Raw genomic sequence first — 18,673 nt, 5'->3', positions numbered from 1 at the left:
ACAGGTTTTCAGCCCTGGAGCCGGGAATTGTCGGGAGTTGATCACAAAAGATTCAGATTTTAAATAATTTCACACCGTTGTTTCCAAACGTCACAGATATCAGATGAATTTCTGTTAACTTCCGCGATAGGCGTCGTTGCAAAAAGGTTTGGAAAGCAGGGAAGCCGACGTTGTCGTGTGCACCTCCTCGCGCACGTTTTCAGGGATCAGGATCAAGGTGATTTATGCCATCCGCACGCTACCGCATCCGATTTGACGGTCAGGTTGTCGAAGGGGTTTCGTCCGCGCAGGTCAGGAAGAACCTGCAGGCTATCTTCAAGGCTCCGGACGAGCGCATCGAGCGACTGTTCGACGGCGCCGCACGCTACCTCAAGAAAGATCTCTCCGAGGCCCAGGCGGAACATTATCGAGAGCAACTGAAAAAGGCCGGCGCCCTGGTGTTCATCGAGCCCATGCCGGACGCCGAAGCCGCCGTTGCGCCGTCGACACCGACACCGAAGCCTGCGCAACCGCCGCGCCACGCCACCTCGGCCGCGGAGTTGTCCATGGTGCCCATCGAGGGCGAAGACCCGGAATCTGCGGAAAGCGAAGGCGATGCTCAGGCGCCGCAGGCCGCCGCCTTGTCCATGGCGGACGAACAACCGACGGCGGGGGAAGCCTCCGAGGCGGGCGGTCCGGCCCGTTTCGAGGCCAAGCCCGTGGGCTCAACGCCCATCAAGCGCCCCATCCGCAAGGAGCCGGAACCGGAAGATTTCCGCGAGGCACGTTTCGAGTTCGTCGGCAACGGCAAGGAATATTTTGGCATCTGGATCGTCAACATCCTGCTGACCATCGTCACCCTGGGGATCTACTCCGCCTGGGCGACGGTGCGCAATAATCAGTACTTTTACGGCAACACCCGGCTGGATAACGCCAGCTTCCAGTACCTGGCCGAGCCCATCACCATCCTCAAGGGGCGGCTGATCGCCTTCTTCGCGTTTGTCCTGTACGGCTTCGTGTCGGAGATGTTTCCGCTGGCCGGGATCGTGCTGGGTATCTGCTTTATCTTTGCCATGCCCTGGATCATTATCCGCTCCCTGCGCTTCCGCGCGGTGAACAGCGCTTACCGCAACGTGCGCTTTGACTTCCAGGCGAGCTACGCCGATGCCTTGATGGTGATGGTGGTGTGGCCCTTCCTGAACCTGTTGACCCTGCTGTTGCTGACCCCGTTCGCGACGCTCAAGAATCATCGCTTTATCGCCACCGGCATGCGCTACGGCACCAGTGCGTTCGATTTCGAGAACACCAACGGCGAATACTACGGTTTCTTCGGCAAGGGGCTGCTGATCGGTATCGGCTTCGGCGTCGGCTCCATGGTGGCCAGTTCGCTGATCCACCCGATGCTCGGGATGCTGGTGGCGATGGTGGGCTATCTGGCGGTGTTCGGCTACTTCAAGGCGGGCCTGGCGAACCTCTTCCTCAACAGCTCGACGCTCAAGTCCCACAGTTTCCATTCCGCCCTGGAGCCCAAGCAGCTGGTGTGGATCTACTTCAGCAACAGTCTGCTGGTGCTGCTGACCCTGGGCCTGGGCACGCCCTGGGCGCAGGTGCGTATGGCCCGCTATCGCGCGGCCTGCACGGAAATGGTGGTGGCCGGAGACCTGGATGGCTTCGTAGCCGCCGAAGGCAAGCGCACCAGCGCCCTGGGTCAGGAGCTGGGTGACGCCTTCGACGTGGGCATCGCCGCGTTCTGATGATCCTCGAAGGCGATTTCTACAGTGGCGCCACCTCCCGCCGGCGATCCGCTCGCCTGCGCCTGGAGGAGGGCGCCCTCAAACTCGAACTGGATGACGAGGCCCGGTCCCTGGACTGGGCCTCGGTCCAGGTATCGCCGCGGGTCGGCAACACCCCGCGTTACCTGCACCTGCCCGAAGACGGGGTGTTCGAGACGTCCGACAATGACGGCGTCGATGCCCTGTCGCGCCAGTTCCGCTCAGGCCTGGTCGCACGCTGGGTGCATCGCCTGGAGAACCATCTGGGGCTGATCCTGGTGGCCGCCGTAGTGACGGTCCTGGTGACGCTGGGAACCTTCCTGTACGGCCTGCCCTGGACCTCCCGGGTGGTGGCCGGCTGGATGCCCGAGTCGGTGGTGGAGCAGGCCAGTACCAGCACGCTGCAGGCGCTCGACGCCACCTGGATGGCCCCGTCCACCCTGTCGGCCGAACGCCAGGCGGCGTTGCAGTCAACGTTCTCGCCCTACCTCGATGTGGCCGGACGCCCGGTCACCGTGCTGTTCCGTGACGCCGAGGGCATCGGTCCCAACGCCATGGCGCTGCCCGACGGCTCGGTGGTGTTCACGGATCAGTTGGTGAACCTGGCCGAAGACGATCGCGAGCTTGTTGCCGTGCTGGCCCATGAACTGGGGCACGTGGCTCACAACCACGGCATGGAGGGGCTGGTGCACTCGTCGCTGACGGCTTGGCTGATCGTCATGATGACCGGTGACCTGTCGTCCTTCGCGGATTCGACGGTGGCCGGCCCGGCCGTGTTGCTCAACCTGGCCTATTCCCGGGACATGGAGCGCGAAGCGGACCAGTTCGCCCTGGACACCATGCAGGCGCGGGGCCTGGATCCCAACTATTTCGTGATCGTGATGCAGCGCATGGAATCCGCCCATGGTGGCGGGGAGCCAGGCTCTGACGAGACGGGTGAACAGGGCAGCCACGAGGAGGAATCCGAGGGGTGGCTGGGCCAACTGGGCGCGCTGGTGTCGTCCCACCCGCTCACCGACGAGCGTCTGGAGCGATTCCGCGAGGCAAGCCGGTAATTTGTTATCTGTTCGTCGGACACCGATTGACTGATGTCGCTTCGGCATGGCTTCCTGGCAGCCGGCGGGCGGCCCGGTGTCCGACGAAAATCCCTTCGATTATTTCAGCGCTTTCACTTCTTGAAACGGTTGATCAGATAGATGGCAACACCGGCGGTGGCCATCAGGCCCAGTGTGCTGGGCTCCGGTACGCTGACCACGGGATCCTCGTAACGGGTTGCCAGTGCACTTCCTGAAGCCAGCAGTGTTACCGCAAGAACGTAGAGCTTAGCCATGATATCGGTCCTCGATGTAGTCCCATCGGATGCAGTGCATAATGCGGGCCTATTATCGGTATGGCCAAAATCAATGAGTTGGCGGGCGTCGTCGCGGCGGTTGTAAAGCAAGCTGACTGCGCCGCTTGAGAGCGATTTCTGTTTGCTTTACTGGGTCTTTCCAATCAGAGGGTTAGGTCGTATGGGGTGTCCGCGGGGGCGCCGATCGGCGTCAGGAATCTTTCCAGTGTCGTCAGCCCGGGCGGATTTCGGTGGCGCGTTGCAATCGAACCGCCCGTATCCGGTCTGCTAAAGCCCCGTTGAGCGCTGCCGGGTTGTCGCCCTCGTCATCACTCTTCCAGGATAAAGGCCGTCTTTTCCAGCGTGTTTTCGTCGTCGTCGACAAAGCGGAACAGGTTCCAGCCGATGCGGACCACGTCCCCGTTGTTGAGCCGCTGGCGGCTGTCGATCCGGATGTCGTTAACGTAGGTGCCGTTGGTGCTGTTGGCGTCGGTGATGTAGTGGTCGGTGGTGCCTTCCAGGTAGGCGTTGGACTCGATATCGACCACCGCGTGATGACCGCTGACGGAAATCTCGTCGATCTGGATGTCGTTGTTCGGGTGCCGGCCGATGTTCACCCGGGAGCCGGTCAGGTCGAAGTTCGTCACCACCAGGTTGTCGACCAATTGGGAAAGCGCTGCCATGTCAGGACTCCTTGAGAATCATTACTACGGACACATTGTCCTTGGCCCCATTGTCGAGGCTGGTGTCGATCAGGGTGCGGACCTGATCCCGGGCCGTTGACCGGCGCGCCAGCAGGCCGGTCCATTCGGCTTCGGGAATCGCCTCGGGCAGACCGTCGGAGCACAGCAGCAGGCGCTCGCCCGCGGCCAGCTTCAGCCGGCTCAGGCTGGGGGCAGGCTGCTCCGAAGAACCCAGGGCCTGGGTCAGGACGTTGCGAAAAGGTATGTTCGGCGCATCGGACTCGCGGATGCTGCCGTCGTCAATCATGTTCTGGACCACGGTGTCGTCGCGGGTGCGGCGGCTGAGTGTATCGTTGCTGATCAGGTAGCAGCGCGAGTCGCCTATGTGGGCGATCAGCGCGTCGTCTCCCTGGACCCAGGTGGCCACGACGGTGGTGCCCATGTTGCCCAGCGCCGGGTCCTCCTCGCGCAGGGCCTGGATCTGCTCGTTGGCGTCGCGAATGGCGTCGTGTACTGCCGCCACCTGCGCCTCATCGCCTATCAGGCCCTGGCTGATGAGCGGGGCGAGACGCTGCACGATGGCATTGACCGCCACCTGGCTGGCGATTTCACCGCCTTTATAGCCGCCCATGCCGTCCGCCACGATGCCCAGCACCCGGCTGCCGTCCGGACTGACGTGCCAGGCGATGGCATCCTGGTTGCTGATGCGGCGGGTGCCGATATCCGTGACTCCGGTGGCGGTGAGCGTCATCAGGAAGCCTCCTTGCTGCCTTCACGCACAGCGGCCCGGCGCAGGGCATCGGCCATCGCGCCTGCACTGGCGAAACGCTTGGCCGGGTCCCGCTGGATTGCTTTGTTGATCAGCCGGACCACGCCGTCGGGCAGATCCGCGTTGTATTCGCGCACGCTGCGCGGGCGCTTGTTGAGAATCTGGTAGGTCAGGTTGGCCAGGGTGTCGGCGTTGAACGGTGTGGCGCCGGAGACCAGCCGGTAGAGGGTCACGCCCAGGCTGTATATGTCCGATCGGCCGGTGACTTTCTGGCCCTTGAGCTGCTCGGGGGACATATAGAGCGGGCTGCCCATGACATTGCCCGTCTTGGTGCGGGAATCGTCCGCAATCTTGGCGATGCCGAAGTCGGTGATTTTCACGTCTCCGCTCCTGGCGTCGTAGATGATGTTGCCCGGCTTGATGTCGCGATGGACGATCTTCTGCCTGTGGGCGTAGTCCAGCGCTTCGGCCACCTGGGCCAGTACTTCCAGTACCACCGGCAGGCGCAGCAGTTGGCCGGCCTTGCCATACACGCTCAGCGGCCGGCCTTCGGCGTAGTCCATGGCGATAAATGCCAGGTCCGCTTCCTCGCCTACATCATAGACCGTGACGATGGCCGGGTGGTTCAGGCGTCCGGCGGCTTCGGCCTCGCGGAAGAACCGGTCCTTGAGCTCCTTCAGCTCGGTGCCGTCGAACTGTGCGTAGCTGAAGGTCTTGATTGCCACCTGTCGGGCGATCTTGGGATCCTGACCCAGGTACACCACGCCCATGGCGCCGCGGCCCAGTTCCCGTTCGACTTCGTAGCGGCCCAGCGTGGGCTTGCTCACGGCCTGGTCGGGCAGCACCAGGGTGCTGGTGACGTCATAGCCGCTTCCCGTCGGGGTGACGGTCGTGGTCTGGCTGAACTTCTCGAGTGTTTCCAGGCGCTTGGCGACATCGCGGAAACCGCGCCGCTGATCCATGATCTGGCGATATGTGGCCGCGGCAGCCTCATACTGGCGCTTGCGTTCCTGCTGGATGGCGATGTCGTACTGCAGGGCCAGGGTGCGCTGCCCGGGCGGACAGTGCGCCAGGGCGGCCAGGGCGTCTTCCGGCTTTCCCTGTTGAAGCAGCAGCCGGCCCAGTTGCAGGCGCGCCTGCCGCACGTTGCGCTGAAGCGTGTGGATCTCGCGGTACGGCTGCATCCAGAACAGCATGATCAGGTAGCCGGGGAGAAGTACGGCGTTGACCGCCCCCAGCGGCAGCCACGTCTGGCGGTACAGCAGCAGGGACGCCTGGGTGATGGCCAGCGCGATCACCGCCAGGGCGACCAGCAGTGTTGTGAGCGCCGTGCCCAGCCCCGGCATGCCCATGACCAGCAGGGCGGTCGCACCTCCGGTCAGCCCCAGTTGCAGATAGGGCGTCCAGGCAGGGCGGTGCAACGAGTGCTGATCCATAAAGGCAGTGAGGGCGGGGCCGTTGTCGGGAATGGCGGTCTCGGCGGCGTTGGCCGGAATGTCCCACACGGCGTTGAAAATGGCGTGGTCGATGGTGTGGACCAGAGGCATCCGGTCAGCGCTGAAGGCGACCCAAAGAGCGAGCGCGACCACGACCAAACGCAAGCTGAACATATGGGAAAACAGAAAGCGAATGACGTGCACTCCGTGAAAAGATGTAAAACGCCTTCGCGGAGTCTAGAGGCTGGCCCGGGCAGGTCATATAGGAACTTTTTGAATTTTTGTAAGCGATTGTTTTCGAACGCGCCCTGATGGGCAGGCGAAAAGGCCGGGGCGGCGACGGCAACCGCACCCGGCACGCGGCCGCTTCAGCGCTGGCGGAACCAGACCTCGACGCGGCCGTTGCGGTTGGCACCCGCTTCCCCGCCGCTGCTGCCGACCGGCGCGTAGTGCCCGTAGCCGGTGTAGGCCTCCACGTTGATGTCCTGTTCCTTGCGCAGGGCTTTCTTGACCGACAGCGCCCGCAGTTCGGAAATCATCTGGGCGCGCAGTTCGTTGGACTGTTTGTCGGCATAGCCGATCAGCATCAGGTCGCGGCCGTCGGCGTGGTGGGACTGCAGGAACCGCTTGAGCCGGTCCAGGTCCCGTTGCGCCTTGTTGTCCAGCTTGGTGCGCCCCTCGGCGAAGCGGAAGTTGACGCTCAGGCGCTGGTAGTCCCGGGTGAGGCTGTTGAGAGTGGCCGGCACGCTGTCGCCCCGGTCGTCCTCGACCGCCTGGATGTTCTGGGAGATGTAGCCGGTCTGCTGCACGATTTCCTGCCCCTTGCGGCTTTGCACGAAGTCGAGGAAGTCGGCGGTGACCGGACGGTCGTCCGCGCCCAGGGAATACATGAACAGGCGGCGGGACAGCGGGTAATCCTCGGTGGCCACGTTCAGCCGTGAGGGGAGCAGGGCGGCCGAGCCGCCATCGGCAATCGCCAGGACCTTGCTATCGCGTACTGAGGCCAGCCCGGCGAACCCGATGCCGGCAGGGTCCTGGCTGACGTCGTCGGACAGCTGGTCGTTGGATTCGTAGCGCCGCGCGCTGTCGGTCAGCGAGTAATCACTGCCCAGTACCAGGTGGCGGAACGTGTCCCAGGTGCCTGACCGGTCGTCCCGCGCATAGACGTGGATGGGCCGATCGGGGCCGCCCAGCACCTGCCAGTTGCTGATCTGTCCGGCGAAGATCTGCGCCAGCGTAGTCTTGTCGAGCTGCGACAGAGCGTTGTCCGGATGGACCAGGATTGCCAGGCCGTCGATCGCCACCACATGCTCGCTCTGCGGGCTGCGTAGATCCACCCGGGAAACGAGCAGTGCCACTTCTTTGTCCTTGGCCGGGCGCGAGGCGGCGGCGATCTGCGCCGAACCGCCGTTGAGCCCCTTGAAACCGGTGCTGGAACCGTGAGCCTCGATTCGGGCCTCGAACGGCTTGCCCGAGAGGCTGGCGGTCAATCTTTTCTCGTTCTCCCGACGGGTTTCCTGGATACGGATCGAAGCGGCGTTGCGCTCTTTCAGGTAGCCGGCGACCAGGGCCGGAGCCAGCTCCGCGCCGATGGTGTTGGAGCCGTGGATTTCCAGGTCATTGGCGTGGGCGCACGCGGCCAGGAGGCCAAGTAGCCCGCCGCCGATCAGTCGGGCCAGTGGGCCGGAGAATACTGTCTGCATAGAGGACACTCCAGGTCGATAAAGCACGGCATCCTATGTCAGCAAGATGACAGTTAAGTGACATTTTAATGAAATCGTCATGATCAGAATCACGGCGAGCGCATCAGCCGCCAGGTTTGCGGGTGTCACACGAATTTAAGAACACAGGCGTACGCTTGGAAGGCGTCATTTAAGCCGCCAGGGTATTAAGGCGATTACCATAATGAATAGATGCCATAAAGGGATTGTTCGGGCCAATTCCACAGTGCTATTTTAGGGTTTAGCTGACATGTGTACGCCGAACGGTTTGCGCGGCATATGGACGCGCCAAGTTGCAGCGCAGGCGGCACGGAACGATTCGATGTGCACATAAAGGTTCGATGAGAGGAGAGCTACATGGCTACGGCGATTGAAGTGCAAGAAAAGAGAGAGGTCCTGGCGTCGCTGGAGCCTCTGGTCGAGGAACTGATGCAGCGCCATATCGACGAGCGGCGCCTGTGGATGCCCAGCGAATTCCTGCCCGCCAGTGAGGGCATGACCGCTGAACAGATCAAGTACATCCAGGATCTGCAGGAGCGGGCCCGTGGTCTGCCGGATTCGGTGCGTGTTTCCCTGGCCCTGAACCTGCTGACCGAAGAAGGGCTGCCGCATTTCCATCGCCTGATTGCGGTGCATCTGGGTACCGGCAACGCCTGGGAGCGCTGGAACTTCCTGTGGACCGCCGAGGAAGACCGCCATGGCTGCGCCCTGCACGACTACGTGCGCGACTCCCGTGTGTTCAATATGGAAGCCTTTGAAAAGCTCCAGTACCTCTATCTGGAAGCCGGTTTCGACCCGGACTGGCACGACGACCCGTACCAGCTGCTGGCCTACACCAGCCTGCAGGAACGCGCCACCCAGTCTGCCCACGCCAACACCGCCAAGATCGCGGCCAAGTACGACCCGGTGATCCAGCGCCTGCTGGGCCACATCGCCGCGGACGAATCCCGTCATTTCCGTTTCTATCGCGACGCCTTCCGCGGGCTGCTGGAAGTGGACAGCACAAAGGCGATGCAGTCGGCGCTGAAAGTCATGCCGCGCCTGGCGATGCCGGGTCACAACATCGCCGGCTACGACGACATGGCCGACGTGGTGCACCGCGCCAACATCTATGGCCCGCGCGATTACCGCAAAGTCGTCCAGGAGTGCCTGGACAGCTGGGGCATCGCCGACCTGACGCCGGTGGACGCGGCGGGCCGCGAAGCCCAGGACAAGATGATGGCCGTGCCCAAGCGTCTGGACAAACTGGCGGACATTCTGGAGCGCCGCATGCGTTCCAAGAGTTTCACCTTCGATTTCATCAACCAGCGGATCATGGAATTCGAGGTCTGAATTCCGCCAGGCAGCCCGGCCTGATCAGCCGGGCTGCCTGATGCTGGCTTCCCCGCGTTGCTCTCCCCACCGCAGCGGCCACAGTGTCTGACCGGACCGCGGCCTACCCTGGCATTCACCCCGTTGATTTTCGTAATAACCACCGCGCACTCCCGCATGGGGGCATACAGGTGTTATTTTCAGACCTTCAGTACGCCGACGGTGGATAACAGGAGGTTTGATCGTGGTTGATTTCAGCATGGCCCTGGGCCGTATTCGTCTCTCGCAACCGGTGATCCAGGCGCCCATGGTCGGTGTGTCGACGCCGGATCTGGCCGCTGCGGTGTCCAACGCCGGCGGCCTGGGTTCGATTGGCATCGGCGGCAGTTCCGTGGAGCAGGCGCGGGCGATGATCGAAAAGACCGAGGGTCTGACCCGCCGCCCCTTCAACGTGAACGTGTTTTGCCATGCGCCGGCCAAACCCGATGGGGAACGCGAGTCGGCCTGGCTCGATTACCTGGCACCCAGGTTCAACGCCGTCGGCGCGGAGCCGCCGAAGTCCCTCGAAACACCGTACCCCAGCTTTCTGGAAAACCGCGCCATGCTGGATCTGCTGCTGGAGACCCAGCCGGCGGTGGTCAGCTTTCACTTCGGCCTGCCGCGGCAGGACTGGATCGACGCCCTGCGCGATGCCGGCATCACCCTGTTGGCCACGGCCACCAGTCTGTTCGAGGCCCAGGAAATCCAGAGCGCTGGCCTGCATGGCATCATCGCCCAGGGGCGGGAAGCCGGCGGCCATAGCGGCGTGTTCGATCCCCAGCGCGGTGATCCGGATTTGGGCACCTTGCCTCTGGTGCGGCTGCTTGCGGCCCAATGCCGCCTGCCGGTGATCGCCGCCGGCGGCATCATGGACGGGCGCGGCATTCGCGCTGCCCTGGACCTGGGCGCCGTGGGCGTGCAGATGGGCACCGCCTTTATCCTGACGCCGGAATCGGCCGCCGACGACGCCTACCGCGCCCGCTTCCAGGCGGGTGCCGCCATCCGTACCGCCATCACGTCGGTCATCTCCGGTCGCCCGGCGCGGGGCTTCGTCGATCGCTGGTGGAAAGAGGTGGACGGCCCCGGCGGCCCGGAGCTGCCCGACTATCCGATCACCTACACCGCCGGCAAGGCGCTCAAGGCCGCCGCGCGGGCGAACGGCGAGTCCGGCTTCGACGCTTGCTGGGCAGGGCAGGGTGCGGCCCTGGCCCGCGCGTTGCCGGCGGGCGAACTGGTGGTGCGACTGGGCGAGGAGCTGGAACGGGCGTCCGCCTTCGGCGGTTAGCGGTCCGGTAGCGAGGCGGCCATCGTCGTTTCGGTTTATCATCGCGTGAATGCCGCAAAAAAGAACGGTTACGGGCTTGGCCACCTGCGGATGAGCGGCGCCCCTACCAGACAACCAGGATGATCCTATGACCTTTCCCCGCCTGCCGGCTTCGGCCTGGTTTATCATTGCCGCCGGCTCCTGCCTGCTGATGCTGGCGTTCGGGTTTCGCGCCAGTTTCGGGCTTTTCGTGCAGCCCATGTCGGCCGCCAACGACTGGGGGCGGGATCTGATTGGTCTGGCACTGGCGATCCAGAACCTGGCCTGGGGGCTCATCGCGGTCCTGGCGGGCGGTCTGGCGGACCGTTTCGGTAACGTGCGGGTGTTGGTGGTGGGCGCTTTGCTCTACGCCGCCGGGCTCTGGATCACCGGGGGCGTGCAGACGCCCTGGGGGCTGCACATGGGCGCCGGGCTTCTGGTAGGCGCTGGCATCGCCGGAACCGGTTTCGGGATCGTGCTGCCGCTGATGGCTAAGGCGGTCAGCGAGGACGACCGGCAGTGGGTGCTGGGCGTGGGTACGGCGGCCGGTTCCATGGGGCAGTTCCTGATCGTGCCGCTGGCGCAGCAGTTCATTGACTGGCTGGGCTGGACCGGTGCGCTGCACGTCATGGGTCTGATGGCGCTGGGAATGATCGCCCTGGCCATGCCCCTGGCGCGTTGGGTCAAGCCCGGCTCCGCCGGCGTCAGCGCCACGGGCGAAGACAGCATGGCGCGGACCATCGGGTTGGCTCGCGGGCATCTGTCCTACTGGCTGTTAACCCTCGGCTTCTTCGTGTGCGGTTTCCATCTTGCTTTCATCACCGTACATTTTCCGGGCTACCTGACGGACAACGGTTTCGATCCGGATGTGGCGGCCTGGTCCATCGGTTTGATCGGGCTATGCAACGTGGTGGGGGCCATGGTGTCCGGCTATATTTCCGGTCGCGTCTCCATGAAGCGGGTGTTGATGTTCATCTACATCACTCGCGGCGTCGTGACCGTAGCCCTTCTGGTACTGCCGCTGTCGCTGGCATCGGTGCTGACGTTCAGTTGCCTGACCGGGTTCCTGTGGCTGGCGACGGTGCCGCCCACCACCGGCCTGGTGGCGACCATGTTCGGCACGCGCTACATGGCGACGCTCTACGGCGTGGTGTTCCTGGGCCACCAGTTGGGCAGTTTTACCGGCGTATGGCTGGGCGGCTGGATCTACGAGCGGACAGGCAACTACGACGCAGTCTGGTGGGCCGGTGTAGCCCTGAGCCTGGTGGCGGTCGCCTTGCACGCCGGAATCCGTGAACGGCGGGTCGACAACCTGGCGCCGGCGGCGGTCTGACTCAGCGTCAGGCCGCGTTCCCGGCCGCCACGCCGGAGGCCCAGGCCCACTGAAAATTATGGCCGCCCAGGTGGCCGGTGACGTCGACCACTTCGCCGATAAAGAAGAGATCGGGGCGATCGTTGACCGCCATGGTGCGCGATGACAGCTGCCGCGTATCCACGCCGCCCAGGGTCACCTCGGCAGTGCGGTAGCCTTCCGTGCCGGCGGGTTTGATGTGCCAGCGATTGAGCGTCTGGGCCACCTGCTCGATGTCGCTGTTCTTGTAGCCCTGCAACGGGCCCTGCCACCCGTTCAGGTCGTTGAACGCCTGGGCGAAGCGCTTGGGCAGGTGCTGGTTCAGGTAGTGGGCCACTGTCGATTGGGGCCTGGCCTTGCGTTGTGCCATCAACGCTTCGGCGGCATTCTCGCCGGGCAGGAGGTCGACGGCCAGCGCATCGCCGGGCTCCCAGAAACTGGAGATTTGTAGCATGGACGGGCCACTGAGGCCACGATGCGTCACCAGCATGGGTTCGCGGAAGTGTTCGCCGTTGCAGTGCACGTCCACCGGGCAACTGATGCCGGACAGCGGCGCCAGCTGTTCCTTGAGTTCCGGATGCAGGGTGAAGGGCACCAGGCCGGCGCGGGTGGGCAGGACTTCCAGTCCGAACTGGCGAGCGATGTCGTAGCCGAAGCCGGTCGCGCCGAGGGTCGGGATCGACAGCCCGCCGCATGCAATCACCAATGACGCGCATTCCAGCGGGCCGCTGCCGGTTCTCAGTCGGAAGCCTTCCGCCAGAGGTTCCACCTTGTTCACCGTCGTCTTCAGTCGCACCTCGGCGCCAGCCCACTCGCACTCGGTCAGCAGCAGGTTGACGATGTCCTTGCTGGAATCCCGGCAGAACAGCTGCCCCGCCGCCTTTTCTTCGTGTTCGATGCCGTGGCGCTCCACCAGGTCGAGGAAATGCTGTGGCGTGTAGCGTTTGAGCGCCGAAATGCAGAAGTGCGGGTTGGCGGAGAGAAAGTTGGACGGCGTGCTGTTGAGGTTGGTGAAGTTACAGCGTCCGCCTCCGGACATGAGGATCTTCTTGCCCGCCTTGCTGGCGTGGTCGATGACCAGCACGCGGCGTCCGCGATAGCCGGCCGTGGCGGCGCACATCAGGCCAGCGGCCCCGGCGCCGATAATGATGACATCGTAGTTTGCGGGCATGATCGGGACACTGGCGGGTGAATGACTGGCCGGGGATTATACGGTTTTCGACCGCGCCCGTCTTGCGATGCCACCTTTGGCTATAATAAAAACAGGATCAATGCCCAAAAGCTAAAATGCCTGCGTGGCCCAGGAGCGGTGATGAGCAACATCGAGAAGACGCCTTCGCTGTCCTCGTCGAGGGACTGCCCCACTGTCGACGGGCGCCGCGACATCCAGCGGGTGGCTGCCCGAACCAGCGAGGTGGGCGGCATTCCCGTGGCCCGATCCGTGCCCACCCGGGAGCGACGAATGATCGGCGCCTGGTGTTTCCTGGATCACATCGGCCCGGTAACGCTTCAGCCTGGTGAGGCCGGCATGCGTGTAGGACCGCATCCTCATATCGGTCTGCAGACCTTCACCTGGATGATCGAGGGCGAGATCCTGCACCGGGACAGCCTGGGCTCAAGGCAGGTGATCCGCCCGGGTGAGGTTAACCTGATGACCGCCGGTCGGGGCATCGCCCACACCGAGGAATCGGTGGAGGCCTCGGGCGCGCTGCATGCCGTCCAGCTCTGGATCGCCCTGCCTTACGCCGACCGCGAAACCGATCCGCGCTTCGATCACTATCCCTACCTGCCGCGCTGGGAAGAGCAGGGCGCTGACATGACCCTCCTGGCCGGCCACTTCCGGGATCACAACGCGCCGACGCTGCTGTTTGCGCCGTTGCTTGGCATGGACATCCATCATCCGGCGGGCGGCGCCTTCCACCTCCCGCTCCGGCCTGATTACGAATACGGACTGCTACCGCTTGAGGGCGACTTCCGGGTGGATGGCGAAACCTTTGGCGCCGACCAGCTGGCGTACCTGGGCACAGGGCGTAACCGCATCGATATCGAGGCCCCGGCCGGCGGCCGCGCGATCTTTCTCGGTGGCGAACCCGTCGAAGACGAGATTCTTATGTGGTGGAATTTTGTGGGCTATTCGAAAGAGGAGATCGCCCGGGCCCAGTTGAAGTGGGAAACCGGTAGCGAGCGTTTCGGGGAGGTGCCGGGATACAACGGCGAGAAACTGATGCCGCCGCCGATTCCCTGGAAGATACCGGGATAACGGCGGGGCGAAGGTTTCCGGTCGGGCAGCGCCCGACCGGAGACAGGCGGAATCAGGCCGCCTTCAGTGTTTGCATGTCGATGACGAAACGGTACTTCACGTCACCCTTCTTCATGCGCTCGTAGGCGGCGTTGATGTTCTGGATGTCGAGCATTTCGATATCGCAGGTGATGTCGTGCTCGGCGCAGAAATCCAGCACCTCCTGGGTTTCCGGCATGCCGCCGATCAGCGAGCCCGCCAGGACACGGCGCTTCATGACCAGGGCTGCCGCTTCCAGTGCGGGATCCACCGGCTCGAGCAGGCCCACGATGATGTGCTTGCCATCGAACTTGAGGCTGTTCAGGTATGGGTTCAGGTCGTGCTGGACCGGTACGGTATCGAGCATGACATCGAACGTCTCGGCGGCAGCGGCCATCTGCTCCTCGTCGGTGGAGATGATGACGTGGTCCGCGCCCTGCTTCTTGGCTTCGGCCACCTTGCTATCGGAGCGGGTGAAGATGGTTACTTCCGCGCCCAGGGCCTTCGCGAACTTCACGCCCATATGGCCCAGACCGCCCATGCCGATGACGCCGACCCGGTCGCCGGCTTTCACGCCGTAGTGACGCAGCGGTGAATAGGTGGTGATGCCCGCGCACAGCAGCGGTGCCGCTGCGGCCGGATCCAGTTTTTCCGGCACCTTGACGACAAAACGCTCGCTCACCACGACCTGCTCGGAGTAACCGCCGTAAGTGACGGAATGATCGTGACGATCCTCGCCGTTGTAGGTGGGGGTGTTGCCTTCCAGGCAGTACTGCTCCAGACCGGCTTCGCAAGCGGAACACTGGCGGCAGGAATCCACCATGCAGCCGACACCGACCACGTCGCCTACCTGGAATCCGGTGACGTCGCTGCCAACGGCGGTCACGCGGCCGACGATCTCGTGGCCCGGAACCACCGGGTACTGGGTCATGCCCCAATCGTTCTCGGCGAAGTGGATATCGGTGTGGCAGACGCCGCAATAATCGATTTCGATGGACACGTCGTCCGGGCGGGGTTCGCGGCGATCAATGCGAAATGGGGCAACGCCCGATGTTTCGGACTGGGCGGCATAAGCCTTGGTATTCGCCATAACGGGTTGTCCTCCTGGACGGGAGTGAATAAGAAACCCCTCGACTGTGCCTGTCGTGCCCGACGGCGAACACCGACGATCCTGCAGGATGATTGCCTGATCCTGCAGGACGCCTGTTCTGGCTCAAATCCTGCTCAGAAATTCACCTGCCCCTCCAGGAAAGGCACCGCCTGGCCGGCGATTCGCACGCGATCGCCGGCCAGCCGACAGCGCAGTTCGCCGCCCCGGGTGGACACCTGTTGTGCCCGCAACTCGGTTTTTCCTAGGCGCTCGGCCCAGAACGGCGTCAGCACGCTGTGGATGGAGCCGGTGACTGGGTCTTCGTCGATGCCGTCGGCGGGGCAAAAGTAACGGCTGATGAAATCGCGTGACTCGGCGTCACCGGGCGCGGTAACGATCACGCCGCCGCGCTCAAGCTGCTTCAGCCGACGCAGGTCCGGATTCAGCGCGCGTACCGCCGCCTCGCTCTCCAGAACCACCAGATAGTTGGCGTCGACATTGACCCGGTAGACCTCGTCCGGCGCACCGGGGATGGCTTCGCGGATGAGGTTGGGCGTCGCCATCGCATCGAACGGCAGGCTGGGGAAATCCAGTTCCAGCCAGTCGTTGTCGAGCTGGCGGACGGCCAGAGGGCCGCTCAAAGAGCGAAAGCGGACGACCTCGTCCGTCCAGCCCAGCCGATGGAACAGCACCCAGGCGGAGGCCAGGGTGGCGTGGCCGCACAGGGGCACTTCGGTGCCGGGGGTGAACCAGCGGATATGGAAGTCGGCCTCGCTGCCGGCCGGCTCGCGCACGAGGAAGGCGGTTTCCGACAGGTTGTTCTCACCGGCGATCGCCTGCATCTGCGCGTCCGGCAGCCAGTGATCGAGCGGCATGACGGCCGCCGGATTGCCGCTAAACGGCTGGTGGGCGAAGGCGTCGACCTGGTACAGCGGTAGTGAAATCATGTCTGAAGTTCCTGCTCCATGGTGAAAGATCGGGCGTGTGGTTCGGAGAGCGGACGTCGCACGTTCGGGTGCTGGGCAAACGATAGCAGCTCCGCATCGCCGTAGAGGTGGATGCGTTGACCGCTGCGGCACAGGATCCGGTGATTCGCCTCCGGCATGCAGCCGATGTAGCCGGCTTCGGTGAGGCGATCACAGGCGTTCGCCACCGTCATGGTGTGGGGCCTGGCCCAGTGAACATAAAGCCCTAACAGGTCGTTGCGCATGACGTTGTCCTCTTCCGATGAACCCGTCTTGCATTCTCCCCAGACCCAAGAGACCATAACAGATCCAGGGATTGGGAAGTTGAACCGGTACAGGGTAGTGGCGAGGCGAACTGTTCCGGTTGCTTGAAGGCTTATCTGTACCGTCCCCGCACCCCGTTCTTCTGGGAAGATGTCAGGGAAACTGCCCCAACGGCGGCCTCGCCGGGCAGGCGTTCAGGAAAGGAAGGAGCACAGCCATGTCCGTTCTCTATGCACAGCTGGCGGATCAGATCCAGCAACTGATCAAGGATGGTGTCTACCGCTCGGGCGATCGATTGCCCGGCGTCCGGGTGCTCAGCCGCCAGTTCGGGGTGAGCATCTCCACCGTGCTCCAGGCTCACCAGACCCTGGAAAGCCGCGGTTATCTCGAAGCGCGTGAACGCAGCGGTTACTACGCCCGGGTCCCGCGCCAGGAGGCACCCATCCCGGTGATGCCTCGCCCGCGAACCCGGCCCGCCCCGGTGACGGCCCGGGACATGGCGCTGGACCTGTGCTCGGTGGAACGCAAGAACATGGTGGCCATGGGCGCGGCGGTGCCCCACGCCGACTTCCTGCCCATGCGCCAGATCCAGCACGCCACCATCTGGGCGGCGCGCCAGGGGCTGGAAACCCTCGACTACGCCTTCCCGGGCAAGGACGCGTTTCGCCGTCAGATCGCCCAGCGTATGACCAATCTGGGCGTGGTCACCACCCATGAGGACATCATCGCCACCAACGGTGCCCAGGAAGCCATCATCCTGGCGCTGCGGGCGGTCACCAGGCCCGGTGACATTGTCGCAGTGGAATCGCCCTCGTTCCCCGGCATCCTGCAGGCGCTGGAAGTGGTCGGCCTGCGGGCGCTGGAAATCCCCACCCATCCGGTGGAAGGGCTGAGTCTGGAAGGGCTGGAACTGGCCCTGGACCAATGGCCGATCAAGGCCTGCGTGGTGGTGCCCAATCACAGCAACCCGTTGGGTGTGCGCATGCCGGACGAGCAGAAACGGCGCCTGGTGCGGTTGCTGGATGACGCCGGTGTGCCGCTGATCGAAGACGACATCTACGGCGACCTGCCGTTTGAAGGGGAGCGGCCGCGCCCGGCGAAGTCGTTCGACGAGACCGGCAACGTCATTTACTGCAGCTCCTTCTCCAAAACCATCTCCCCGGGGTTGCGCCTGGGCTGGATCGTACCGGGCCAGCATTTCGCCGCGCTCAGCCAGCAGAAATACTTCAACAACCTGGCGACGGGCTCGATTCCGCAAATGGCGGTGGCGCATTTCCTGGAGCAGGGCGGCTACGACCGTTATCTACGCTCCGCGCGACAGCGCTACCGGGAGGCCACCGAGCGGCTGCGTTCGGCGATCATCCGCGACTTTCCCGAAGGTACGGCGGTCAGTCGGCCCATGGGCGGCTTTGTGCTCTGGGTGCAGTTGCCCAACCGGGTGTCCGGGACGGCCGTCTTCCAGGCGGCGCGGGAACGGGGCATCAACATTGCCCCGGGGCGTATGTTCTCCACCACCGACAAGTACGAGGATTGCATCCGCCTCAATGGCGCCAACCCCTGGAGCGAGCGGATCGACGAGGCCATCCGCACCCTGGGAGCGCTGGTGGCCCAGCGGGGCGGGTAGTGCCGGACCATGGGGTAGTCGTTGTCAGGCTTCGGTCGCCGGGGCCTGGACCGGAAAATGCGCGAACACCCGCGCCGCCACTTCGTTGGCCCATACCCGATAGCCGGCCGGTCCGGGATGAAAGCCGTCGGCGGCCATCAGGTCCGGATCGTTCTCGAACAGCACGCTGATCCGCTCGGTCCGCTCCAGTGTCGGCAGCCGCCTTCCCAGGCCGTTATTGAACTGCCGCGCCCGATCGCCGAGATAGCGGCGTAGTGGCTGGGGCAGGGCAAGGAAATAATCCATCGGCGGCACGTCGGTAAACAGGATCAGGGCCGGCTGGTAGCGCTCATGCAGTTCGCGGATCAGGCGTTCCACCTGCCCCAGCCAGCGTCGCGGTGGAATCGACGACACCACGTCGTTGACCCCCAGGGAGGTGACAATAACGTCCGGCCGGAGGTCCGGGAGCGGCGCGTCGTCACCCAGATAGTCTTGAACCCGCCTGCCGTTTCTCGCTTCCAGATGCCACGTCACCCGGTAGCGACGGGCCAGGCGGTGCACAACCTGGCCGGCCAGCGCCTGCTCCTGGGTGTCCGCCCCCACGCCGGCGGCGGCCGAGTCGCCCAGGATCAGCAGGTTCAGCGGCGGCCCCTCGCCGGCGACGCCCTGGCGGGGCCCGTCCGCTTCCGGAAGCCGGGGCGTTCGCGCCCGCACGTAACGGCCTTCCAGCAGCAGTACGGGCAACAGTGGAATTGTCAGCAGCGGGTGCATGGACCGGC

17 protein-coding genes are annotated in these 18,673 nt (G+C 64.1%); 7 read left to right on the top strand and 10 right to left on the bottom strand.

The window, feature by feature from the left end; translation table 11 throughout:
• Positions 1-224: 224 nt before the first annotated feature.
• Together DKK67_RS17780 and DKK67_RS17775 are read left to right on the top strand one after the other, a co-directional pair.
• Complete coding sequence (locus DKK67_RS17780) at positions 225-1,733, top strand: DUF898 family protein (protein WP_111497852.1); 1,509 nt, start codon at positions 225-227, stop codon at positions 1,731-1,733.
• Positions 1,733-2,806, top strand: a complete 1,074-nt coding sequence (locus tag DKK67_RS17775; RefSeq protein ID WP_111497851.1) for a M48 family metallopeptidase — start codon at positions 1,733-1,735, stop codon at positions 2,804-2,806. Before DKK67_RS17780 ends, DKK67_RS17775 begins: the two co-directional genes overlap by 1 nt.
• A 113-nt stretch (positions 2,807-2,919) precedes the next feature.
• Here DKK67_RS17775 and DKK67_RS17770 read toward each other — a convergent pair whose 3' ends face one another.
• The 5 genes from DKK67_RS17770 to DKK67_RS17750 form a co-directional block, all read right to left on the bottom strand.
• Complete coding sequence (locus DKK67_RS17770) at positions 2,920-3,081, bottom strand: PEP-CTERM sorting domain-containing protein (RefSeq protein ID WP_111497850.1); 162 nt, start codon at positions 3,079-3,081, stop codon at positions 2,920-2,922.
• A 329-nt stretch (positions 3,082-3,410) separates the two neighbouring features.
• Complete coding sequence (locus DKK67_RS17765) at positions 3,411-3,764, bottom strand: FHA domain-containing protein (protein WP_111497849.1); 354 nt, start codon at positions 3,762-3,764, stop codon at positions 3,411-3,413.
• Between the two features lies 1 nt (position 3,765).
• Positions 3,766-4,515 carry a PP2C family protein-serine/threonine phosphatase gene (locus DKK67_RS17760; protein WP_111497848.1) on the bottom strand — a complete coding sequence of 250 codons (750 nt, stop codon included), beginning with the start codon at positions 4,513-4,515 and terminating at the stop codon, positions 3,766-3,768.
• Positions 4,515-6,080 (bottom strand): serine/threonine-protein kinase, encoded by a 1,566-nt coding sequence (locus tag DKK67_RS17755; RefSeq protein WP_228160693.1) that lies wholly within the window; start codon positions 6,078-6,080, stop codon positions 4,515-4,517. Before DKK67_RS17755 ends, DKK67_RS17760 begins: the two co-directional genes overlap by 1 nt.
• Positions 6,081-6,337: 257 nt before the next feature.
• Positions 6,338-7,672, bottom strand: coding sequence for a substrate-binding domain-containing protein (locus tag DKK67_RS17750; RefSeq protein ID WP_204355867.1), 1,335 nt, complete (start codon positions 7,670-7,672; stop codon positions 6,338-6,340).
• 375 nt (positions 7,673-8,047) lie between these two features.
• On the opposite strand from DKK67_RS17750, the gene DKK67_RS17745 reads away from it, so the two are divergent.
• The 3 genes from DKK67_RS17745 (at position 8,048) to DKK67_RS17735 (ending at position 11,676) form a co-directional block, all read left to right on the top strand.
• A complete protein-coding gene (locus DKK67_RS17745; RefSeq protein WP_207950797.1) occupies positions 8,048-9,022 on the top strand; it encodes an acyl-ACP desaturase in 975 nt (324 codons plus the stop codon).
• 238 nt (positions 9,023-9,260) lie between these two features.
• On the top strand, positions 9,261-10,325 hold the full coding sequence (locus DKK67_RS17740; protein ID WP_111497938.1) for an NAD(P)H-dependent flavin oxidoreductase: 1,065 nt from the start codon (positions 9,261-9,263) through the stop codon (positions 10,323-10,325).
• 127 nt (positions 10,326-10,452) lie between these two features.
• Positions 10,453-11,676, top strand: coding sequence for an MFS transporter (locus DKK67_RS17735; RefSeq protein ID WP_111497846.1), 1,224 nt, complete (start codon positions 10,453-10,455; stop codon positions 11,674-11,676).
• Between the two features lie 7 nt (positions 11,677-11,683).
• Here DKK67_RS17735 and DKK67_RS17730 read toward each other — a convergent pair whose 3' ends face one another.
• Entirely contained in the window at positions 11,684-12,865 is a 1,182-nt protein-coding gene (locus DKK67_RS17730; RefSeq protein ID WP_111497845.1) for a BaiN/RdsA family NAD(P)/FAD-dependent oxidoreductase, read from the bottom strand.
• Between the two features lie 141 nt (positions 12,866-13,006).
• On the opposite strand from DKK67_RS17730, the gene DKK67_RS17725 reads away from it, so the two are divergent.
• Positions 13,007-13,954: a pirin family protein gene (locus DKK67_RS17725; RefSeq protein ID WP_111497844.1), complete on the top strand. Its 948-nt coding sequence runs from the start codon at positions 13,007-13,009 to the stop codon at positions 13,952-13,954.
• Between the two features lie 52 nt (positions 13,955-14,006).
• On the opposite strand, the gene DKK67_RS17720 is transcribed toward DKK67_RS17725, so the two are convergent.
• The 3 genes from DKK67_RS17720 to DKK67_RS17710 form a co-directional block, all read right to left on the bottom strand.
• A complete protein-coding gene (locus DKK67_RS17720; RefSeq protein WP_111497843.1) occupies positions 14,007-15,062 on the bottom strand; it encodes an NAD(P)-dependent alcohol dehydrogenase in 1,056 nt (351 codons plus the stop codon).
• A 134-nt stretch (positions 15,063-15,196) separates the two neighbouring features.
• A complete protein-coding gene (locus DKK67_RS17715; protein WP_111497842.1) occupies positions 15,197-16,009 on the bottom strand; it encodes a PhzF family phenazine biosynthesis protein in 813 nt (270 codons plus the stop codon).
• The gene (locus DKK67_RS17710; protein ID WP_162628867.1) at positions 16,006-16,272 is read right to left on the bottom strand and encodes a hypothetical protein; all 267 of its coding nucleotides are present in this window, start codon (positions 16,270-16,272) and stop codon (positions 16,006-16,008) included. Before DKK67_RS17710 ends, DKK67_RS17715 begins: the two co-directional genes overlap by 4 nt.
• Before the next feature lie 236 nt (positions 16,273-16,508).
• Between DKK67_RS17710 and DKK67_RS17705 the strand changes: the two genes are divergently transcribed.
• Positions 16,509-17,915 (top strand): aminotransferase-like domain-containing protein, encoded by a 1,407-nt coding sequence (locus DKK67_RS17705; RefSeq protein ID WP_111497840.1) that lies wholly within the window; start codon positions 16,509-16,511, stop codon positions 17,913-17,915.
• A 24-nt stretch (positions 17,916-17,939) separates the two neighbouring features.
• Here the strand turns inward: DKK67_RS17705 and DKK67_RS17700 are convergent, their stop codons facing one another.
• Positions 17,940-18,665: an SGNH/GDSL hydrolase family protein gene (locus DKK67_RS17700; protein ID WP_111497839.1), complete on the bottom strand. Its 726-nt coding sequence runs from the start codon at positions 18,663-18,665 to the stop codon at positions 17,940-17,942.
• Between the last annotated feature and the right edge of the window lie 8 nt (positions 18,666-18,673).

Origin of the sequence: Marinobacter bohaiensis, from assembly GCF_003258515.1 — a bacterium.
Taxonomy (GTDB): domain Bacteria; phylum Pseudomonadota; class Gammaproteobacteria; order Pseudomonadales; family Oleiphilaceae; genus Marinobacter_A; species Marinobacter_A bohaiensis.
The sequence above is the reverse complement of the archived record's forward strand: the minus strand, read 5'-3'. Positions and strand labels throughout refer to the sequence as shown.

Coding starts and splice junctions, on each gene's coding strand:
- DKK67_RS17780 (WP_111497852.1), top strand. CDS start 225: ATGCCATCCGCACGCTACCGCATCCGATTTGACGGTCAGGTTGTCGAA.
- DKK67_RS17775 (WP_111497851.1), top strand. CDS start 1,733: ATGATCCTCGAAGGCGATTTCTACAGTGGCGCCACCTCCCGCCGGCGA.
- DKK67_RS17770 (WP_111497850.1), bottom strand. CDS start 3,081: ATGGCTAAGCTCTACGTTCTTGCGGTAACACTGCTGGCTTCAGGAAGT.
- DKK67_RS17765 (WP_111497849.1), bottom strand. CDS start 3,764: ATGGCAGCGCTTTCCCAATTGGTCGACAACCTGGTGGTGACGAACTTC.
- DKK67_RS17760 (WP_111497848.1), bottom strand. CDS start 4,515: ATGACGCTCACCGCCACCGGAGTCACGGATATCGGCACCCGCCGCATC.
- DKK67_RS17755 (WP_228160693.1), bottom strand. CDS start 6,080: ATGCCTCTGGTCCACACCATCGACCACGCCATTTTCAACGCCGTGTGG.
- DKK67_RS17750 (WP_204355867.1), bottom strand. CDS start 7,672: ATGCAGACAGTATTCTCCGGCCCACTGGCCCGACTGATCGGCGGCGGG.
- DKK67_RS17745 (WP_207950797.1), top strand. CDS start 8,048: ATGGCTACGGCGATTGAAGTGCAAGAAAAGAGAGAGGTCCTGGCGTCG.
- DKK67_RS17740 (WP_111497938.1), top strand. CDS start 9,261: ATGGCCCTGGGCCGTATTCGTCTCTCGCAACCGGTGATCCAGGCGCCC.
- DKK67_RS17735 (WP_111497846.1), top strand. CDS start 10,453: ATGACCTTTCCCCGCCTGCCGGCTTCGGCCTGGTTTATCATTGCCGCC.
- DKK67_RS17730 (WP_111497845.1), bottom strand. CDS start 12,865: ATGCCCGCAAACTACGATGTCATCATTATCGGCGCCGGGGCCGCTGGC.
- DKK67_RS17725 (WP_111497844.1), top strand. CDS start 13,007: ATGAGCAACATCGAGAAGACGCCTTCGCTGTCCTCGTCGAGGGACTGC.
- DKK67_RS17720 (WP_111497843.1), bottom strand. CDS start 15,062: ATGGCGAATACCAAGGCTTATGCCGCCCAGTCCGAAACATCGGGCGTT.
- DKK67_RS17715 (WP_111497842.1), bottom strand. CDS start 16,009: ATGATTTCACTACCGCTGTACCAGGTCGACGCCTTCGCCCACCAGCCG.
- DKK67_RS17710 (WP_162628867.1), bottom strand. CDS start 16,272: ATGCGCAACGACCTGTTAGGGCTTTATGTTCACTGGGCCAGGCCCCAC.
- DKK67_RS17705 (WP_111497840.1), top strand. CDS start 16,509: ATGTCCGTTCTCTATGCACAGCTGGCGGATCAGATCCAGCAACTGATC.
- DKK67_RS17700 (WP_111497839.1), bottom strand. CDS start 18,665: ATGCACCCGCTGCTGACAATTCCACTGTTGCCCGTACTGCTGCTGGAA.